Source organism: Ohtaekwangia koreensis, from assembly GCF_900167975.1.
In the GTDB taxonomy this organism is placed as follows: domain Bacteria; phylum Bacteroidota; class Bacteroidia; order Cytophagales; family Cyclobacteriaceae; genus Ohtaekwangia; species Ohtaekwangia koreensis.
Window position 1 is genome coordinate 1,012,088 of the sequence record NZ_FUZU01000001.1, and the last position, 18,749, is coordinate 1,030,836.

At 42.1% G+C, this 18,749-nt stretch carries 20 protein-coding genes; 11 read left to right on the plus strand and 9 right to left on the minus strand.

The window, feature by feature from the left end; genetic code table 11:
* Positions 1–74: 74 nt before the first annotated feature.
* From B5Y40_RS04410 to hemL, 8 genes are all read left to right on the plus strand, one after another.
* Entirely contained in the window at positions 75–572 is a 498-nt protein-coding gene (locus tag B5Y40_RS04410; protein WP_079685483.1) for a glutathione peroxidase, read from the plus strand.
* Positions 559–1,119 (plus strand): glutathione peroxidase, encoded by a 561-nt coding sequence (locus tag B5Y40_RS04415; protein ID WP_079685484.1) that lies wholly within the window; start codon positions 559–561, stop codon positions 1,117–1,119. The genes B5Y40_RS04410 and B5Y40_RS04415 overlap by 14 nt, the downstream gene beginning before the upstream one ends.
* Positions 1,120–1,194: 75 nt before the next feature.
* Entirely contained in the window at positions 1,195–2,091 is an 897-nt protein-coding gene (locus B5Y40_RS04420; protein ID WP_079685485.1) for a 1,4-dihydroxy-2-naphthoate polyprenyltransferase, read from the plus strand.
* Between the two features lie 99 nt (positions 2,092–2,190).
* A complete protein-coding gene (locus B5Y40_RS04425) occupies positions 2,191–2,814 on the plus strand; it encodes a DUF4136 domain-containing protein (RefSeq protein WP_079685486.1) in 624 nt (207 codons plus the stop codon).
* A complete protein-coding gene (locus B5Y40_RS04430; RefSeq protein WP_079685487.1) occupies positions 2,811–3,425 on the plus strand; it encodes an outer membrane beta-barrel protein in 615 nt (204 codons plus the stop codon). Before B5Y40_RS04425 ends, B5Y40_RS04430 begins: the two co-directional genes overlap by 4 nt.
* Before the next feature lie 168 nt (positions 3,426–3,593).
* Positions 3,594–5,120: a glutamine-hydrolyzing GMP synthase gene (gene guaA / locus B5Y40_RS04435; RefSeq protein ID WP_079685488.1), complete on the plus strand. Its 1,527-nt coding sequence runs from the start codon at positions 3,594–3,596 to the stop codon at positions 5,118–5,120.
* 92 nt (positions 5,121–5,212) lie between these two features.
* Entirely contained in the window at positions 5,213–6,931 is a 1,719-nt protein-coding gene (locus B5Y40_RS04440) for an ABC transporter substrate-binding protein (protein WP_079685489.1), read from the plus strand.
* Between the two features lie 54 nt (positions 6,932–6,985).
* The gene (hemL, locus tag B5Y40_RS04445) at positions 6,986–8,278 is read left to right on the plus strand and encodes a glutamate-1-semialdehyde 2,1-aminomutase (RefSeq protein ID WP_079685490.1); all 1,293 of its coding nucleotides are present in this window, start codon (positions 6,986–6,988) and stop codon (positions 8,276–8,278) included.
* A gap of 241 nt (positions 8,279–8,519) precedes the next feature.
* Here hemL and B5Y40_RS04450 read toward each other — a convergent pair whose 3' ends face one another.
* The 3 genes from B5Y40_RS04450 to B5Y40_RS04460 form a co-directional block, all read right to left on the minus strand.
* The gene (locus B5Y40_RS04450) at positions 8,520–8,861 is read right to left on the minus strand and encodes a hypothetical protein (RefSeq protein WP_079685491.1); all 342 of its coding nucleotides are present in this window, start codon (positions 8,859–8,861) and stop codon (positions 8,520–8,522) included.
* 226 nt (positions 8,862–9,087) lie between these two features.
* On the minus strand, positions 9,088–9,816 hold the full coding sequence (locus B5Y40_RS04455; RefSeq protein WP_079685492.1) for a LytR/AlgR family response regulator transcription factor: 729 nt from the start codon (positions 9,814–9,816) through the stop codon (positions 9,088–9,090).
* Positions 9,813–10,973 carry a sensor histidine kinase gene (locus tag B5Y40_RS04460; protein ID WP_079685493.1) on the minus strand — a complete coding sequence of 387 codons (1,161 nt, stop codon included), beginning with the start codon at positions 10,971–10,973 and terminating at the stop codon, positions 9,813–9,815. Before B5Y40_RS04460 ends, B5Y40_RS04455 begins: the two co-directional genes overlap by 4 nt.
* Before the next feature lie 186 nt (positions 10,974–11,159).
* Here B5Y40_RS04460 and B5Y40_RS04465 point away from each other — a divergent pair, with 186 nt between their 5' ends.
* Together B5Y40_RS04465 and B5Y40_RS04470 are read left to right on the plus strand one after the other, a co-directional pair.
* Positions 11,160–11,681: a retropepsin-like aspartic protease family protein gene (locus B5Y40_RS04465; RefSeq protein ID WP_079685494.1), complete on the plus strand. Its 522-nt coding sequence runs from the start codon at positions 11,160–11,162 to the stop codon at positions 11,679–11,681.
* An 18-nt stretch (positions 11,682–11,699) separates the two neighbouring features.
* Complete coding sequence (locus B5Y40_RS04470) at positions 11,700–11,891, plus strand: hypothetical protein (RefSeq protein ID WP_079685495.1); 192 nt, start codon at positions 11,700–11,702, stop codon at positions 11,889–11,891.
* Positions 11,892–11,919: 28 nt separating this feature from the next.
* On the opposite strand, the gene B5Y40_RS04475 is transcribed toward B5Y40_RS04470, so the two are convergent.
* From B5Y40_RS04475 to B5Y40_RS04495, 5 genes are all read right to left on the minus strand, one after another.
* Entirely contained in the window at positions 11,920–12,843 is a 924-nt protein-coding gene (locus B5Y40_RS04475) for a bestrophin family protein (RefSeq protein ID WP_079685496.1), read from the minus strand.
* A gap of 53 nt (positions 12,844–12,896) precedes the next feature.
* On the minus strand, positions 12,897–13,565 hold the full coding sequence (locus tag B5Y40_RS04480) for a hypothetical protein (protein WP_079685497.1): 669 nt from the start codon (positions 13,563–13,565) through the stop codon (positions 12,897–12,899).
* Between the two features lie 89 nt (positions 13,566–13,654).
* Positions 13,655–15,034, minus strand: a complete 1,380-nt coding sequence (locus B5Y40_RS04485; protein WP_079685498.1) for a sensor histidine kinase — start codon at positions 15,032–15,034, stop codon at positions 13,655–13,657.
* A gap of 51 nt (positions 15,035–15,085) precedes the next feature.
* Positions 15,086–15,769 (minus strand): response regulator transcription factor, encoded by a 684-nt coding sequence (locus tag B5Y40_RS04490; protein ID WP_079685499.1) that lies wholly within the window; start codon positions 15,767–15,769, stop codon positions 15,086–15,088.
* Between the two features lie 105 nt (positions 15,770–15,874).
* Positions 15,875–16,696: an alpha/beta fold hydrolase gene (locus tag B5Y40_RS04495; protein ID WP_079685500.1), complete on the minus strand. Its 822-nt coding sequence runs from the start codon at positions 16,694–16,696 to the stop codon at positions 15,875–15,877.
* A 235-nt stretch (positions 16,697–16,931) separates the two neighbouring features.
* Here B5Y40_RS04495 and B5Y40_RS29760 point away from each other — a divergent pair, with 235 nt between their 5' ends.
* On the plus strand, positions 16,932–17,093 hold the full coding sequence (locus B5Y40_RS29760; RefSeq protein WP_185145717.1) for a hypothetical protein: 162 nt from the start codon (positions 16,932–16,934) through the stop codon (positions 17,091–17,093).
* 79 nt (positions 17,094–17,172) lie between these two features.
* Here B5Y40_RS29760 and B5Y40_RS04500 read toward each other — a convergent pair whose 3' ends face one another.
* Positions 17,173–18,684 (minus strand): malate:quinone oxidoreductase, encoded by a 1,512-nt coding sequence (locus B5Y40_RS04500; RefSeq protein ID WP_079685501.1) that lies wholly within the window; start codon positions 18,682–18,684, stop codon positions 17,173–17,175.
* Positions 18,685–18,749 lie beyond the last annotated feature (65 nt).

The window sequence follows — 18,749 nt, forward strand, 5'->3', positions numbered from 1 at the left end:
AAGTATATATGTATCTTTATAATTGACGTTTTGAACAAAAAAGCCATAAGTTTGTTTCTCAATAAAGAACAACTATGAAAGCTCTCATACTATCCTTGCTTATGACCATTTCATCCATCACTTCTATCTATGATCTAAAGTTGAATTCAATTGATGGCGAAACGATCGATTTCTCAAAGTATAAAGGTAAGAATCTGTTGATCGTCAATGTAGCGTCTCAATGCGGATACACTCCTCAGTACGCTGACCTTGAAAAACTTCACGAGCAGTATGGCGATAAAGTAACTATACTTGGTTTCCCTGCTAATAATTTTGGATCACAGGAACCAGGCTCGAATAAAGATATAGCATCGTTCTGTCAAAAGAATTACGGGGTAAAATTTCAGATGTTTGAAAAGATCTCTGTGAAAGGCAGTGACCAGCATGCATTATACAAGTGGCTACAGGAAAAGACCGGAAGTGAGCCTTCCTGGAATTTCTGTAAGTATCTTGTAAAGGCTGATGGTACGGTGAAGTTCTTTTCATCAAAGGTAAATCCGTTGGATAAAGCTATAGTAGATGAGATTAATTAAGGCAACTCTTATAATCGCAGGTACGATGGGATTAGTGGCGTTTCTTTCTTCAAAACTTATATCCGGTGGCAAGCCGAAGCAAGCCAGTGGTTCGATCTATGATTTCAAAATGAAATCGCTTGACGGGCAGGATATAGACTTCAATCAATATAGAGGCAAGAAATTGCTGATCGTAAATACTGCTTCCAAGTGTGGATATACCCCGCAGTACGCTGATCTTGAAAAACTGCATGAACAGTATGGTAATAAAGTAGTGGTGTTGGGTTTTCCTGCGAATAATTTTTTATGGCAGGAGCCGGGTAGCAACGAAGAGATTGCTTCTTTTTGTCAAAAGAATTATGGCGTAGCATTCCAGATGTTTGAAAAGATCTCTGTGAAGGGCAACGATCAACATCCGCTATACCAGTGGCTTGAAGCGAAATCTGGTCATGCTCCCTCCTGGAACTTCTGCAAATACGTGATCGATGAAAACGGAAATGTAGTAGGGTTTTTCGGATCGAAAGTAAAACCGCTGGATGATCAGATCGTTAGCAAGATCATCCAATAATTATAGGCGTTTCCGGAAAAATAGTTGCCTTAATTATAGGTCACTGAAAAGCCGAAAGTATACTTTTGTGTCTGCATGAATACAAAAGTCTGGCTCCAAGCATTCCGGTTACGCACATTGCCGTTGGCACTCTCCTGTATTGCTATGGGAGGTTTTCTCGCTTCTGCTGCCGGTGCATTTCAATGGAATATTTTTCTTCTCTGTGTATCCACAACCATTTTCCTGCAAGTGCTCTCCAACCTTGCCAATGATTATGGCGACTCTATTCATGGTGCTGACAGCGTGGAGCGTAAGGGGCCTTCGCGTGCTGTGCAAAGTGGTGCTATCTCTGCGCAGCAAATGCGTACGGCCGTCATTATATTTGTTATACTTTGTTTGATCAGCGGTATATCTCTTCTCCTCGTTTCATTTGGTGTTAACTGGAGTGCCATCTTTTTCTTTTTCGGTCTGGGTGTACTGAGCATCATAGCGGCCATTGCCTATACGGTGGGCAGGAAACCTTACGGATATATAGGTCTAGGAGATTTTTCGGTTTTGATATTCTTCGGGCTGGTAGGGGTGATGGGTTCGTATTACCTGTTTACAAAACAACTCACCGTATACCAGTTGTTGCCCGCATTAAGTTGTGGTCTGTTTTCTATTGCAGTGCTGAATGTTAACAACATCCGTGATATAGAATCTGATTTCAAAGCAGGAAAATTCTCAATCCCGGTTCGCATTGGTAAAGAGAAAGCAATTATATACCATTGGTTCCTGCTCATCATGGGCTTGCTTTGTGCTGTGCTATATTGCGTGCTTACCTATACATCATTCTGGCAATTTCTTTTCCTGGCAAGTGCTCCGCTTTTTATCAAAAATGGTTTGGCCGTAAGTCGTAAACCGTCTCACGAGCTTGATCCATACCTCAAACAAATGGCGCTCTCTACATTGGTGTTTGTGCTGCTGTTTGGCATCGGCCAAATTTTGAGCTGATCCTGTTTAAACCAATTGTATTCTTCCGGTGTCTAATCCCTGAGGGAATGATAATTTAGATCATTCCAGTCGTGTTTTATTTTCAAAAACCAAACGCTCATGAGACATTTATTGGGAAGTGTATTGATCGTGATGGCACTCTGGTCGTGTCATCCGGAACCAGAGCAGTATGACTTGCTGGATCAGATGGTTGTCACTACAAATTATGACACCACCGCCAACTTCAGTTCGTATCTTACTTATTCATTACCTACCGATACCATCGGTTTTGTGTCCAACACCGATGCTAATGACTCGATCCGTACATCGCCTCAGTATGAATTGCCACGCAAAGTATTGCAAACCGTGGAAGACAATATGGAAGCCCTGGGGTATAATCGGGTAGGCTTTAATGAAAGTCCGGATATAGGGGTAAATGTATATGCTGTAAAAGATTTGAATCTTTTTCAACAGGTTATTTATCCAAACTATTCGTATTCCGGATACTATGGTTATGGTGGGTACTATTACTATCCTTATGTACAGACGTATGCCTATAACACCGGCTCACTCGTGGTGGAGTTCGTTGACCTCAAAAACGCAGCAGCGAACAAGAAGTATAAAGTAATCTGGAATGCCTATATGGGCGACTTGTTTAATGCTGTGAATCAACTGGATCAATCTGTTGATGCCGTTAACCAGGCATTCAAGCAATCATCTTACTTAAACTTGTCACAGCCATGAAATACCTGCTGATTATAATTTCGCTTTTCACAGTGCAGGCATTGCAGGCACAGAACAATTACTTCTATCTCGCGCTGGATGTAAACAAACCGCTTACTAACACCGAGTGGGTTGATGGTACCAGTGCACGGGGTGGACGTATAGGGTATAGGGCGTTCATCACCGAGGGCAGTCGTCTTTCATTAGGCATTGACGCGAATTGGACAAGCTTCAATACACATAAGCCAACGGAAACTTTTGAGGGTAAAGGCGGAGCAATCACCACCGACTACTTCAACTATATTTACCAATATGGTGTAACTGTAAGTGCTCAATATTACTTTCCGCTGGGCGAAGGCGAACGGGTATTTCCATATGCTGGCCTTGGTGTTGGTGCAAACAACAATGAATACGTTCAGTACTATAATATATATTCGAATAGTGAACGGAAGTGGGGCTTTCTGGCGAGACCGGAAGCTGGCATCCTGGTGAAGTTTACAAGAAACCGCGGGCTCGGTGCCATGGCTGCTGTCCATTACGATTACTCAACAAATAAAAGCGAGAGCTACAACTACGACCGTTTCTCATCGATTGGTTTCCAAATCGGTCTGATCGTGATGAATCGGTATTGATTCATTTCAGGATTTCAACCGGCTTCAGCCTGTATAGATGCTAAAAACAACTGACAGGCTGAAGCTTGTTACTACAGTCGGCAACCGGATAACGTAAAAGTAGACAGCTTTTCACGCTTTATTCGATTTCCTTCTTCCACCGAAAAAATCTCGGGTTATCTTTGCACCATGTCGCAACAGATACTGATTTTAGATTTCGGTTCTCAGTACACACAATTAATCGCCCGCAGAGTTCGCGAGCTCAATGTTTACTGCGAAATCCACCCTTTTAACAAAATTCCAACCATCACGCCTGACATTAAAGGCATTATCCTTTCGGGAAGCCCATGCTCCGTCCGCGATCAGGGTTCACCGGATGTTGATATTAAACAGTTCGGAAACCTGCCGGTACTCGGGGTTTGTTACGGTGCGCAGCTCATCGCGCATAAAAGCGGAGGGCAAGTATTGCCATCTCACGCCCGCGAATATGGTCGCGCAAAACTGACTACGGTAGATCATCACAACGAATTACTGAAAGAGATCGCTATTGATGGCCAGGTATGGATGTCCCATGCCGACACGATTGCTTCCGTACCAGATACATTTGAAATTATAGCGGCTACACCTTCTGTGAAGGTAGCGGCCTATAAAGTAAAAGGCACACAAGTCTACGGGATCCAGTTTCACCCGGAGGTAACACATACTATACAAGGCAAGGAACTGCTCCGTAATTTTGTAGTACACATCTGTAAGTGTGCTCAGGATTGGACCCCCGATCAATTTGTAGAAGCGACTGTTGCTGATCTGACAAAAAAATTAGGCAATGATAAAGTCGTGATGGCACTTTCCGGTGGTGTTGACTCCACCGTGGCTGCTATACTTGTTCATAAAGCAATCGGAAAAAATCTCCATTGCATTTTTGTTGATAACGGACTACTCCGGAAAGATGAATTTGCGCAAGTACTGGATTCTTACAAGCATATGGGCCTTAACATTAAAGGTGTTGATGCAAAAGATAAATTCTATACAGCATTAAAAGATCTTACCGATCCGGAAGACAAACGCAAAGCGATTGGTAAAACATTTATTGATGTATTCGATGAAGAGTCTCACCTCATTCAGGACGTGAAGTGGCTCGGACAAGGAACTATATATCCCGATATCATTGAATCGGTTTCCGTGAAAGGTCCTTCTGTTACCATTAAGTCGCATCATAATGTAGGCGGTCTGCCTGCAAAGATGAAACTGAAAGTGGTGGAGCCGTTGAATACGCTTTTCAAAGACGAAGTACGTGTTGTAGGAAAAACATTAGGTATAGATCCTGCAATTCTAGGGCGTCATCCATTTCCGGGCCCGGGTCTTGGCATTCGTATACTCGGCGATATCACTGCTGATAAAGTGAGAATACTACAGGAAGTTGATAGCATTTTTATAGGCGGATTAAGAGAACATGGGCTATACGATAAAGTATGGCAAGCCGGAGCCATGTTGCTGCCGGTACAATCGGTAGGAGTAATGGGAGATGAAAGAACCTATGAACGCGTGGTGAGTCTTCGTGCTGTAACCAGTACCGATGGGATGACTGCCGACTGGGCACATTTACCGTATGAGTTCCTGGCGAATGTATCCAGCGATATCATCAATAAAGTTAAAGGTGTTAACCGTGTAGTATACGACATCAGCTCGAAGCCACCGGCTACCATTGAGTGGGAATAAGTTTTGTATCCAGGTTAGTGTCTCATTCAGTTGAAATATATACCTGTATCGATGTTTATTCCTGTACTATACTTTAAAAGAAGAAAAAAAGCATGATTCATAAAAAGCTAATTGTTTGTCTGGCGTTTTTAATCCCGGTTACTGTATTTGCGCAGGTTAATTATAATCAGCAATTCTTCAATGCGAAGCAACTTTTCCGTGAAGGGAAATACAACCTCGCGATGGAAGGTTTCAAGCCGTTGATTCCATACGCGGCAAACAATCAGTATTCTGAATACGCTTCTTTTTACTATGCTCTCGCTGCGCACAATCAAGGGTATATGGCTGTAGCGAAAGACATGTTCAACCAATTGAAATCGCTGCATCCTAACTGGGATAAAATGGATGAAGTAAACTTCTGGTTGGGTAAGATATACCTGGACGGTAAAGATTATTTCCAGGGACTTAAGATCCTTTCTTCCATCAAGGATAAAAAGATGGAGAAAGAGATCAACGCCTTGAAAACAAAAGCGCTCATGCCCATCACCGATATTGAAACGCTGAAGATGATGCGTGAAGAATATCCCAAAGATGAAATTATAGGTAAGGCGCTTGTCGGTGCACTTGCAAAAGACATGGCTAATAAAGATAGTCGTACCATGCTGGAGTCGATGATCACGCAATATAACCTGAAGCGTTCCGATTATTTTCCTGAAACTCCCAAGACTATATATAAAGATACCTATGCGGTATCGGTACTATTGCCATTCATGGTAAATACGTTGGACCCGACTCCGGGCCGTAAGCGCAATCAGATCGTGCTCGATTTTTATGAAGGCATGAAACTCGCTGCCGATACATTGGCAAAACAGAATATCAAGATCAGCCTGCGTGCCTATGATACAGACCGAAGTGTAGAGAAAATCAAGACACTGTTAAAGACTGACGAATTAAAGAATTCTGATTTACTCGTTGGTCCTTTCTTCCCCGAAGAGAATAAGCCCATCCAGGATTTTTCACTTGAGAACAAGATCAATGTATTCAATCCCTTCTCCAACAACAGCGATGTAATCGGAACAAATCCGTATGCTTTCCTATACCAGCCCTCCATTGAAACGATGGGCAAGAAGTCGGGTGAGTTTATGGCTTCGCATGCGCGCAAGAAAAACTGTATTGTATTCTATGGTACTTCGCGCAGAGATTCATTACTCGCGGCTACATTCGTTGACAAGGCCCGTGAAAAAGGTTTGAAAGTATTGGGCTCGCATCGAATCACAAAAGAGACTCTTCCTAAAATCGTAAGTACACTGGCTACCGCTACCGAGTACGATGAGTATAAATATGCCAAGCAATTCACGCTTCGTAAAGATAGCCTCGGAGGCGTATTTGTAGCCTCGGATGATGCGTTGATATATACCAAAGTATTGGGTGCCGTGGATACGCGCGGAGATACAGTAACGGTATTGGGTTCTGAAGACTGGCTTGAGCAAACCGCATTGGAACTTGATAAATATAGTGCACTTCCGGTTGCCTTTATAGCGCCGAATATATCGCTCCCGAACAATCCTCATCTTGCTGCCTTTATTCGTAAATTCATCAAGGTTCACGGACGTACACCTTCGCTATATTCAAAGATGGGATATGAGTTTATGCTCTTTACCGGAAATCAGTTAAAGAAAAACGGTGCATACTTTCAGGATGGTATGAATAAAGAGAAAGCCATCAACGGCTACCTCACACAAGGATTTAACTATCAATTCAGCCGCGACAATCAATTGATACCATTCATTCGCTTCAAAAATGGCGGAGCGGTTTTGGTAGATAAGCGATAGGATTTACGTCTGTAATTCCAAAGTATATATTAGATATATCTAACATCAGATCTTATGTCTAACGATAAGAGCAAATCACTTTTTGAAAAAGCAAAAGAATATATTCCTGGAGGCGTAAATTCTCCTGTGCGTGCGTTTCGTGCAGTAGGAGGGAACCCTCTTTTTATGAAGCGTGCGAAAGGTGCTTACTTGTACGATGAAGACGATCAGGAATATATAGACCTGATCAATTCCTGGGGGCCGATGATTTTAGGTCATGCTCATCCTGTAGTAGAGGAGGCTGTGAAAATAGCGTTGGTGAATTCACCTTCGTTTGGTGCGCCAACTGCACGTGAAGTTGAAATGGCCGAGTTGATTTGTTCCATTGTGCCTTCGGTTGAAAAAGTCAGAATGGTAAACTCTGGCACGGAAGCGACTATGTCTGCTATTCGTGTAGCACGCGGATATACCGGTCGTGACAAGATCATAAAGATGGAAGGATGTTATCATGGTCATGGAGACTCTTTTTTGATTGCAGCCGGAAGTGGAGCCATGACATTCGGAACTCCCGATAGCCCTGGCGTTACAAAAGGTACAGCCAAGGATACACTGATCGCTCCGTTCAATAGTATATCTGCTGTTGAAAAGATCATCGATGAAAATAAGAACGAGATAGCCGCGATCATTCTTGAACCGGTGGTGGGTAACATGGGGTGTGTTGTGCCCCAGCCTGGATATTTGCAAGGACTGCGTACGCTATGTGATAAACATAGCATCGTATTGATCTTTGATGAGGTGATGACGGGTTTCCGACTGGCGTTGGGTGGTGCGCAAGAACTATATAATGTGAAAGCCGACATGACTACGCTGGGCAAAATTATAGGCGGAGGATTGCCGGTAGGTGCGTATGGTGGTAAGAAAGAAATTATGGACTATGTTTCTCCATTAGGTCCTATATACCAGGCGGGTACGCTTTCCGGAAATCCATTGGCGATGGCTGCAGGATTGGCCATGCTGAAATACCTCAAATCAAATCCAGCAGTATATAATCAAATCAACCAAACCACAACGAAGCTGGTTGAAGGTTTACGGGATCAAATAGCAAAAGCGGGGCAGAAGTTTACAATTAACCAGGTAGGCTCCATGTTTACACTGTTCTTCACTGATGCCAACGTTATTGATTTCGATACGGCAAAAACATCCGATACCCAAAAGTTTGCTATATACTTCCAATCGATGTTGTCGCAGGGAATTTACCTGGCGCCATCCCAGTATGAAGCCATGTTTATATCCAACGCTATAAATAATGTTGAGATTGATAAAATCCTGAAAGCAAGTGAGCAGGCTTTACGTCAAATCAAGGCGTGATTTGGTGAGGTTGTCCAAATCACGCCTCATATTTTCTAAAGATATCGTAAAATAATGGCTGTTTTTAATCCCGGGGAACTGGCATATAAATGTTAGGATCCTAAGCAGATCAAACTTTTACGAGTATGGAATCGAGTAAGAAAATAAGTAAAGTCGAGTGGCTAATCGAAATGATCACCTGGTTCTCACTGGGTTTAATTATAATTTATACTTAGGGAGACTTATACTTAGAAGATCAGTCTTAGTAAATATACTTTTTCAGGATCAGGTCGACCTCATTATAAAAGAGTTCTTCCTTTCCTTCTGAGAGTGATGCTGAGTTTGTTTCTTTGATCTGATCTACAATTGATTTGTAATGCGGTTTATTCACCGGTGCAATCAGAAAATCTTTCAGCTCACGTTTAATGAATTCAATCTTTACAGCCGACAGTTCTTTCACGGCATATTTATTCGATATATAGTCTTTCAGGAAACGTTCATCCAAAAAATCCTTAATAAGGTCATTTCGAATTTTACGAACCAGATCAACGATGTTTTCTTCAGTCCACTCGGTGGAGGAGGTTACATTAACGGAGTTTTGCATAGTCTAAAAAATAAAGGTTGAGGGGGTTTTTGTGTCTAACTAGATTAGCGATACAATGCTATTAAAACTAATATAATTAGTAAAGACAAATCATCAATATTTTAAATCCTGCACGTCTGTTTAGATAAGATACGATGTTGTCGGTCACTATGAAAGCAATACGAGCCTGATTTTCAGCGATTAGCAATGCAATCGTATTAATGAACGCAATTATGAGGTTGGAATTTTAAAGAAGCACGTTGTTTTTAGTTAAAATCTTCATGGCTTCATTTTTAAAGTTTCGACCAATGGGAATATCCATGGTTCCGACCCGGGCTGTGGTAGATGTAAACGATGAGACTTTATCAACAGGAATAATGAAAGACCGATGGATGCGGACAAACCTTCCTTCCGGTAACTTTTGTTCGAGGTAACTTATTTTTTGGTAGGTAATGATTTGTTTTTGTGTTGTTTTTACGCGCACGTAATCGCGGAGACTTTCAATGTATAGGATTTCATTCAGATATACTTTGATCATTTCGCGGTCTTCACGAAAATATATATAGGCATCTTCAAATGATTTAACGAGTGGTGAGGCATCCTGTATGCATTCATCCAGAGGATGTTTCAGTTGGTATACTTTGCTGATGCCGCGCAAAAAACGCTCAAAAGAAACAGGCTTCAACAGGTAATCGACTACATCCAGGTCATACGCATCAAATGCATAATCGCGATAGGCAGTGGTGAGCACTACACGCGGCCGATCTTTAAGCGATCTGAGTAAGTCAATGCCCGTGATCTGAGGCATTTGGATATCCAGAAATATCAAGTCTATATGCTTTTGCTGCAATATGGTAAAAGCTTCAATGGCGTTCCCGCAGCTCTTGACAAGGCTAAGTCCATTTATTTTTGATACATACGACTCCAGCAATTGCCGGGCGAGGGGCTCATCATCAACGATCAAACATTTAATCATGCTGGTATATATTGGTCCGTTATATAGGGTCTCTTTCGCATACAGATTCCCGGAATAGTTATCTTCAGGATCACCAGGTATGTCTCATCCTCATCCAGCAACTGGAGCGAATGGCAATCGGCATAAATGAGATCAAGACGTTTGCGTACATTCTTCAAACCTATTCCAGATACAGGCTTATCTTCTGGCGGAAAAATGTTTTTACTATTTTCGACTTTCAATACAAGTGTATTCTCTTGTATCAGTATATCAATACGGATCCATCCACCTGAAAGTTGATTGCTTACACCATGTTTGAAACTGTTTTCAACGAATGGCAAGATCAGCAAGGGAGCAATGTGAATGGTATCGGGCACATCGTATACATTTAGTGAAACATCAAGCCGCGTATCATACCGCACCTTCTCAAGGTCTATATAGTTCTGGATGTATTGTATTTCTTTTTGAAGTGACACCTCCATCTGGTTGCTGTCGTATAGCATATAGTTCATAAGCTGCGAGAGCTTGTAAACCATCTCAGGTGCTTTATGTGAATGCTGCAAGGTTAATGCATATAAATTGTTTAGTGTGTTAAAAAGAAAGTGCGGGTTGATCTGCGATTTCAAGAGCTTGAGTTCTGCTGCCAGTTTTTCTTTTTCCAATTGCTGTGCAGTTTGATGAAGACGTTGTGAGGCCTGCTGGTGATTATACCAATGCTTGATCAGGTGAAATGAAGCAACAATGGCTACCAGTGAATATATACTAAAGATAGTGATGAGTATTTTAGGCAGAAAGAATAGGGGAACGTTTGTAGCCATGGGATAGTACATCGGGTATATCGTGTAATAAGCCACGATACGTGCCAGAATTCCAAAGAAAATCATGGAAAGAAAAAGCAAAGACAGGAAGAGGCTATATTTCTTATGTACTAAAAGCATATCAATAAGTATATATAGCGTGAAGTACGTTGCAGCCATCTTCACCGGAAGCTCGATGAAGGAAGTAGTGACACGTTGAAGATACAGATCATCGACCATGCCTGCGATGAGTCCTTCATATACAATCAGGCAGAGCCAAAAGATGGCGTGCGCAGTAATACGGCTTTGCAGTAACAAGGCCGGGCTTACGGAAACCTCGATCGGATTTCTCTTTTCCCAAGGTTCATCATGGAAGGGCATACATTGAAATACGTTATTTTTTCAGGAATGGATGAGGCTTTTTAGACAAACAACGTCTGTACCTTACTAATAGCAGGTACCGTATGACAAAAGCTATAGATATGATTACTCAAGACAAGTATCGTCTGCGCCTGCTGGTAATCTAATAAACCAGCATCGTATTTATAAAGTGATCTCCTTTGGTATATGATTTACAAAGCTATACCTCTACAGAATCTATACCATACGTGCATGCCTATTGGTATACTCGTGTTGATAGTATGTTCATGCGCGCCTGTTCCTTTGATGAAAACAGAGTCCCCTGTTCAATCGGTTAATTTTTATACGGTGGGCAGGATACCGGTAGTGAAAGCGAAGCTCAATGGCAAAAACGCTTTTTTTATTATTGACACAGGCGCCTCTGTATCTATACTCAATGAATCGGAGGCAGCCCATTTTGGTTTTTCGGTGGTGAACTACGATGTACAGGCCATGACCGAGGTGATGAGTTTTAACGGCACATCCAATATAGGACACGTAAACACATGTATACTCGAGATCGGTAGTACCGCCATTAAATACCATGGCTTCCGGAGTAAAGATATGCGGGAGTTTGCCTCTATACTTCAACGCGATGAGCAGATCAGATTAGCGGGTATATTAGGCTCAGACTTATTGAACCGGTATAGCATGAGCATAAATTTCATGGACAAAACAATTTCATTTTAATCCAAACCGGAAATGAAAATGGAAAACCTGTCGGAACTTGATAAAGAACATCTGCTGCAAGTGGTTGCTATACTTCAGGAAAAACTGAAACGAAAGAATGAACAACTTTACCGAACACGATTAAGATTGAGCCACGTGAAAGGTAAACTGGCAAAGATGAAAGAGACGGTTAGCTATCAACGCAGAAGGTTACTGGAACTATACCAGTAACCTCTATACGTTTTAACAGCATCTGATTTCAGAGAACATAAAAATGACCATCCAGCACTTTGGGTTTGCTGTTTGCATGTGCGTATTCGTAATCACGAATCATTTCACGAAGGTCTCTTTCTATAGTGCGGGCAAGCGATGTCATGGGTGTATCAGTAGCTTTATTTTCAAATGGATCCTGTAAGTGAATGGCCATTTTTTCGATGAATAAAAATGCGGCCGAGATCAGGATTACCAGTGAAACCAGGATACTGCCATGATGTTCGGTAAGCCCGAACGGCACCAGCAGAATGAACAGGTATAGTGCAAAGTTTATATATAGACTATACGTTGTTGGGAAAACAGTATTTTTTATACGCTCACATTTTCCCATCGCATCACACAAGCGTGTAAGGGTTTTATCAAGTTCAACCTGTTGAAATGGATTCAGTAGTCCTTCTTCCAAAAGATACTTGAGGTCACGTGCATGCAGCAACAGCAACGCGTTAGGTATGTGCACATGATTCTTTACAAACGCAAGATCTTCCTGAGAAAGATATTCTTCAGCACGCGTCAGCGGATTTTGATTCCGCAACATTTGTCCCAAACTATAATTCCAGAAGATTTGCCGTTTGGTAAAGTTGTCTGTGAATTTGCTGACTGTTACCGAAAACTCAGGGTCATTAATGAACGACTGCATTTGACGGATCAACGTTCTGGAATCATTAACGATCGATCCCCAGATGATGCGTGCTTCCCACCAACGGTCATACGCCTGGTTGGAGCGGAACGCAAGCAGCAACGAGATGATTGTACCAATGATGGCGGGAATGCTAAGTGGAATTGTAATGCGATGCAGGTTTAGATCTTCGTGCCATAACCCGAACGCTATAGCATAGATCGCAACGGCTGCAATCTCATATTTGATCTTCCCCAGAATATAGGTCCACGGTATATGCTTCTTAAGTAACATAAATATATAGTATATAGTGAAGGTAACTGAATGGAACTATGGTTATATGCTACTTAGATGGTAAGCACGGGCAGCCCCAGGTTTGTGACGTCTGCGTTTTTCTCCGCCACTTCATTACTCCGTTTGGGTTGCACAATGAGGTCGACACGCAATTGATCAACCAGAACATTCAGTGATTGATTTTCATACTCTTTAATCATCGATTGGTGAATGACATGAAACGGCAGCTGTTGAAGTGATGGAGCAAGGGATTTGCCATTCGCGTCAAGAAACAGCGCCCGCTGTATAATCTCACTGGTCTGATCCTTCTCCGGCAACAACAGCAGCGGACAGTTACTGTTGTGTAACAGCTTCAGAAATAACTTATGTATATACTGCTTGCTTTGCTGAATGGAAAGTGGCGCAATGACAACATCGACCTGAAAGCTCTCCAGTAATTTTTGAATGACGGGCCGTGATATACCAAACTGATGATGCTCACGCAGGGTGGTGGCTATATTCGTTTCTGCTTTATACACCGACCACTTGTCTAACACATCCTGTCGCTTGTTTAAGTCGATGTGATCCTTGGCCGACAGGAACAATAGCTCTGTGATTGAGTCCGAAATTTCCGAACAAGTCACTAAAATTATGTTGCCTTTATTTTCGCTCATATAGGCTGCAAGTTTCATTGCCTGCAGGGTATCAGCTTCAAACTGTGTAAGGATGAATATATTTTTCATAGTCGTGCTTGTTTTGTTCTCTGATGTAAAAGAACGGCACGGCTATTAGCGGGCTTTTAAGCTGGAATTAAAAGGTGATAAGAATTTCTTTAATCAGATTTTAATCTCTTGTACTGAGGAAATTGAATGAAGACTTTGGTTCCTTCATTGGTGCGGGAGTATATTTTCAGTTTGCCGCTATGCAATCGGATGATACGCGCTGCGAGCGGTAGCCCGATTCCATATCCTGTATAATTAAAGGTATTGCTTGCACGGAAGAACGGCTCAAAGATATGTTTCTGATCTTGCTCGGGAATGCCTATCCCATAGTCGGATATATTTATGAAGAACTCGGTATCGGTATACGACAAAGTCACGAGCACTTCTTTATTGTCAGAGTACTTTATACTGTTTTGAATGATGTTCGTTAGGGCAAGTTCCATCCATACATCGGAACACATGAGTGTATATACATTCGGATTTTCTTCCGACTGCTGCACCATAATTTTAACATGGTTGTCGGGCATTCTTTTATCGAAGTCTATCTTTATACTCATGAGCAGTTCATCCATCTGCAACGGCTCTATTTTTTGTTTCTTTCCTTCATAACTGATCTGCGAAAGTCTTAGCAGACTTGAAGTGACTTCTTCAAGTTTGTGAGCCTCTTGCTGCATCGTGGTAATGGACTTAATATAGTCTTCTGTGGTGCGTTTTGTTTGCAGAATGATTTCGGCCTCACCGAGAATGGATGTAAGCGGTGTGCGCAACTCATGCGATGCATTGCTGATGAAGTTACGCTGAAGCTCGAAGGTTGTCTCAAGCCGGTCGAGCATGGAATTAAATGTATTCGCTATTTCTGAAAGTTCATCGTTGCCGTTACCACCTTGCACGCGCTCACTCAGGTTGGTCGTTGTAATGTCGTGTACTTTGGAGATGACGGCAGATATAGGGTGCATGATTCGTGTGGAAAATATTCTTCCCAAGGCAAACACCAGTAAACAGCTCGACAAAAAACCAATCATTAAAAGATTGCGCAGGAAGGTAATATGATTTTCAGCATTCTCGTCATAGGCGGAAGCTATTACAACGTTTTTACCTTTTTGAGAAGTATATACTATACCTGAAAAGTGAAGGAAGCCGCGGTTATATTCTGCGAAATCATTTTGCTTTACCTCTTGTATAAAGGAAGGAGGTATCTCCGGAATAGAATCCTGTATATGCTGCGACAACAACGAATCATTCGGAAAAAAATATTCATGCTCCTGGGGAAGTCTTTGCAGGTGACGTTCGCGGATTCCTTTTACAACGCTGTGTATTTCGTCTACTCCAAAACGAGTTTCTGCGGCAAGGGATGCTCTTACTTTTAATCGCGTAAAAAAATTGCCATGAGCATGCTGAAGCGAAAGCAGATAAACAAATATACTCAGGAGCAGCAGAACCGTGGCTGTCATCAGTGTGAATACCAATGCTATTTTTGTGCGGATGGTCATGATGCAACCGTGCGTACTACGATGAGTGGATTAGAAAGGGGATGTTGTACTTTATGCATATTCATCGCGTAACACATAGCCAATACCCACCACGGTCTGAATGAGTTTTTTGTCGCGCTGCTTGTCTACTTTTCTGCGCAGGTAATTGATATATACATCAACAACATTGGTATTCATATCGAAATTTATATCCCATACGCGTTCCAGTATTTCAGCACGTGAAAAGACGCGGCCTTTATTGCGTGCGAGAAATTCCAATAAGTTATATTCTTTTGCAGTAAGGTTGATCCGCTCTTCACCACGCTTAACAATTTTGCCGCGTGTATCGATCAGTAAATCATCGATGGTGATAATATCACCTTGCGTGGAATGTCCGGAAACTCTTCGTGTAACGGCACTTATCCTTGCCAGAAGCTCTGAGAATTTAAAAGGCTTTATCATATAGTCGTCCGCGCCCGAGTCCAGTCCGGTAACTATATTTTCCGATGTGCCCAGCGCTGTGAGCATAATGATGGGTGCTTGAATTTGTTGACTTCTGATTTTGCGGCACAGTTCGATACCATTCATGGAAGGCAACATAATGTCCAGGATAATGATATCCGGAATATTCATCTGTATCATTTGCCAAGCCGTAACACCGTCCATGGCAACGGAAACTTCATGACCTGCTTCAATCAATCCTCTACGGATGAAAGAGACAACACCGGGCTCATCTTCAACCAAAAGTACTTTCATAGTTCTTCACCCAAACATACATTCTTATTTAGAAACAATTAAATCTCCGGATGGTTATGCGAAAAGCCAATCGTCACTTAAAAGAATAATGTCGTAAAATTTGTACTATTGATTTCGGGCGGCTTGCTCCAGAATTAATTCCTGGCTGATTTTGTCGATTGCTTTTTCCAATGCTTCATTCAGTACCTGTGATTCTTCCAGCATAGGGAAATGGCTTGTGCCGTGGATAATGTGTAGCTCATATCCAGACCGAGCATATTTACTCAGCAACTCTTCATTGGTTGGTATATAGTCTACATTTATAAGATATACTTTTAAATCCAGGCTTTGTAATAGCGCACGTTCGCGGGGTGCATATCGGAAGAGATCGGCAATGGTGCCGACAGCCATCGGTTGATATGCACTTCTATAATCATGAACAACGGTATGTATAATTTTGGGATCTGTATCCGGAGAGTATAAACCCTGCCGCGCATATCCTTCCACCGTATCTGCGAAATTCGTGTTCAGGTTTTCAAGTATAGCATCGGCCTGTTGTAGCAGCTCAGGGATTTCAGTGCCTGCATTTTTCAAAGCATCGATGACCACGATACCAATCACTGCATTTCTCCGTATAGCAGCTGTTTCCAGAATTATATCAGAGCCCATCGAATGGCCGATCAGAATAACGTTCTCAAGCTTTAATGCATCGATGACTCCGGCTACATCTTTACCAAATTCTTCTATCGTCCAGTGGTCTCTGTCGGTTCCGGATTTACCATGTCCTGCCAGGTCAACAGCGATTACGGAATAATTCGTTTTGAAATATTCAAGTTGTTCACGCCAGTAATCTTTATTTATAAAAGAGCCATGTACGAATAAAAGTGTGATGTCGCCATCGCCAGCTTTCAGGTAATCGATAGCAATGTTGTTTGCAAGAATTGTCATAAGGGTATGGATTGGAGGAATTTATATATATCCCGTAAGGGACGAAATAATCGTGCCCGTCATCATTGCTTTTGGGGCAGTTGTACTTTCAGGTTGGTAACAACGTCTACAGAATATATATCAATCAGTGTGTGTGTTTAACCATGCGGATGGATCGCTGTATAAATACTGCAGGAAGATTAAACAGAGTAGTCAGGAACAATAATATTGACCCGCTAAGAAAAAGAATCGGGTTATGGCAACAACAAAGAAGAATAAGCTGGGCGTAAAAAAATCACTGGCGAATAATATTAATGCACGCAAGAAAAAAGGTGTATCGCGACCAAAGAAAAAATCAACGGTTAGCAAGGATGCTTACCAGGATATGCAAGAGAATTGGGAAAAGAAGAAAAAATAGCGCTGTGTTGAAAGGGCTATGAGAAGTATAGATATAGGTTGATTACACCTGCATGGCAAGCGTAATCAACCTATATCTTTTATGCGTGAATAGTGTTCAACCCTAAAACTTCGTTTGTTAGAGCTCTTGTTTCCTGGAGGAGCTCAGGATTGTCGGCCATCGTAAGCCCGTAAGACGGAATCATCTGTGTAATCTTTGCTTTCCACTGCTCACTATTAATCTTATCACCAAAGCAGCGTTGCAATAATGTGAGCATGATAGACACTGCGGTAGACGCTCCGGGAGATGCACCCAATAATGCAGCGATACTTCCATCAGCAGCACTTACCACTTCCGTTCCAAACTCAAGAACGCCAACGTGCTCTTTATCTTTCTTGATCACCTGTACGCGTTGTCCTGCAACTTCCAATTCCCAATCTTCCATTTTCGCCTCGGGATAAAATTCCTTCAATGCTTCAAGGCGATCTTCGGGAGTTTGACGTACCTGGTTGATAAGGTATTTTGTAAGTGGAATATTATCTATACCTGCTGCAAGCATCGGTATAATATTATCGTGCTGTATAGTTTTGATGAGATCGAAATAAGATCCTTCTTTCAAAAACTTGGTTGAGAAACCAGCATACGGCCCGAAGAGTAATGCGCGCTGACCATTGATTACACGTGTGTCAAGATGCGGCACTGACATGGGAGGAGAACCTACAGAGGCTTTACCATATACTTTCGCCTGGTGCTGTTCAATAACTTCCTGGTTTGTGCATTTCAGCCACTGGCCACTTACCGGGAAACCTCCGAAGCCGCGTCCTTCCGGTATATCTGATTTCTCCAACAATCGGAGTGATCCACCACCAGCACCTATAAATACAAATTTTGCACGGATCTTTCTTTTATCACCGGTAGAGCGATTCTTTACTTTAATGCGCCATGAACCGTTGTCTTCTTTTTTAAGATCTTTTACTTCATGATTGAAATGCATGGTAACACCATCCATCTCCTGCAACATGCTAAACATACTGCGGGTAAGTGCTCCGAAGTTTACATCCGTCCCCTGATCCATTCGCGTGGCAGCAACTTTTTGTTGTTGATCACGTCCTTGCATGATCAATGGTATCCATTGCTCAAGATGCTTTGGATCTTCCGTGTAAAGCATTCCCTTAAATAAAGGATTGGTCAACAGCGCTTCGTAACGCTTTCTTAAGTAGTTAACATTATCCTCGCCCCACACAAAACTCATGTGTGGTATAGGAGTGATAAATGTCTCGGGTAATTGTATATGATTCTTCTGGATCAGGTATGACCAGAATTGTTTCGAGATCTCAAACGACTCAGCAATCTTTATAGCTTTCGATATATCAATAGATCCGTCTTCGCGTTCTGGTGTGTAATTTAGTTCACAGAAAGCGGAGTGACCTGTACCTGCATTATTCCATGCATCTGAACTCTCGGCTGCAGCAACATCCAATCGTTCGTAAATTTCTATGGTGAGGTTTGGCTCCAGTTCTTTTAATAAAACACCAAGCGTGGCGCTCATAATTCCGGCACCAATCAATACTACATCACAATCTGTATTCTGGGAATTACTCTTATTTGTCATGATATATTAGACGTTGCGTAAACTTATAAAAGTATTAACTAATAAGGTAGAGGAAAGGTTGTCGC

Coding starts and splice junctions, on each gene's coding strand:
- B5Y40_RS04420 (WP_079685485.1), top strand. CDS start 1,195: ATGAATACAAAAGTCTGGCTCCAAGCATTCCGGTTACGCACATTGCCG.
- B5Y40_RS04490 (WP_079685499.1), bottom strand. CDS start 15,769: ATGAAAGTACTTTTGGTTGAAGATGAGCCCGGTGTTGTCTCTTTCATC.
- B5Y40_RS04430 (WP_079685487.1), top strand. CDS start 2,811: ATGAAATACCTGCTGATTATAATTTCGCTTTTCACAGTGCAGGCATTG.
- guaA (WP_079685488.1), top strand. CDS start 3,594: ATGTCGCAACAGATACTGATTTTAGATTTCGGTTCTCAGTACACACAA.
- B5Y40_RS04460 (WP_079685493.1), bottom strand. CDS start 10,973: ATGCCCTTCCATGATGAACCTTGGGAAAAGAGAAATCCGATCGAGGTT.
- B5Y40_RS29760 (WP_185145717.1), top strand. CDS start 16,932: ATGGCAACAACAAAGAAGAATAAGCTGGGCGTAAAAAAATCACTGGCG.
- B5Y40_RS04465 (WP_079685494.1), top strand. CDS start 11,160: ATGATTTACAAAGCTATACCTCTACAGAATCTATACCATACGTGCATG.
- B5Y40_RS04440 (WP_079685489.1), top strand. CDS start 5,213: ATGATTCATAAAAAGCTAATTGTTTGTCTGGCGTTTTTAATCCCGGTT.
- B5Y40_RS04480 (WP_079685497.1), bottom strand. CDS start 13,565: ATGAAAAATATATTCATCCTTACACAGTTTGAAGCTGATACCCTGCAG.
- B5Y40_RS04470 (WP_079685495.1), top strand. CDS start 11,700: ATGGAAAACCTGTCGGAACTTGATAAAGAACATCTGCTGCAAGTGGTT.
- B5Y40_RS04485 (WP_079685498.1), bottom strand. CDS start 15,034: ATGACCATCCGCACAAAAATAGCATTGGTATTCACACTGATGACAGCC.
- B5Y40_RS04450 (WP_079685491.1), bottom strand. CDS start 8,861: ATGCAAAACTCCGTTAATGTAACCTCCTCCACCGAGTGGACTGAAGAA.
- hemL (WP_079685490.1), top strand. CDS start 6,986: ATGTCTAACGATAAGAGCAAATCACTTTTTGAAAAAGCAAAAGAATAT.
- B5Y40_RS04475 (WP_079685496.1), bottom strand. CDS start 12,843: ATGTTACTTAAGAAGCATATACCGTGGACCTATATTCTGGGGAAGATC.
- B5Y40_RS04500 (WP_079685501.1), bottom strand. CDS start 18,684: ATGACAAATAAGAGTAATTCCCAGAATACAGATTGTGATGTAGTATTG.
- B5Y40_RS04495 (WP_079685500.1), bottom strand. CDS start 16,696: ATGACAATTCTTGCAAACAACATTGCTATCGATTACCTGAAAGCTGGC.
- B5Y40_RS04425 (WP_079685486.1), top strand. CDS start 2,191: ATGAGACATTTATTGGGAAGTGTATTGATCGTGATGGCACTCTGGTCG.
- B5Y40_RS04415 (WP_079685484.1), top strand. CDS start 559: ATGAGATTAATTAAGGCAACTCTTATAATCGCAGGTACGATGGGATTA.
- B5Y40_RS04455 (WP_079685492.1), bottom strand. CDS start 9,816: ATGATTAAATGTTTGATCGTTGATGATGAGCCCCTCGCCCGGCAATTG.
- B5Y40_RS04410 (WP_079685483.1), top strand. CDS start 75: ATGAAAGCTCTCATACTATCCTTGCTTATGACCATTTCATCCATCACT.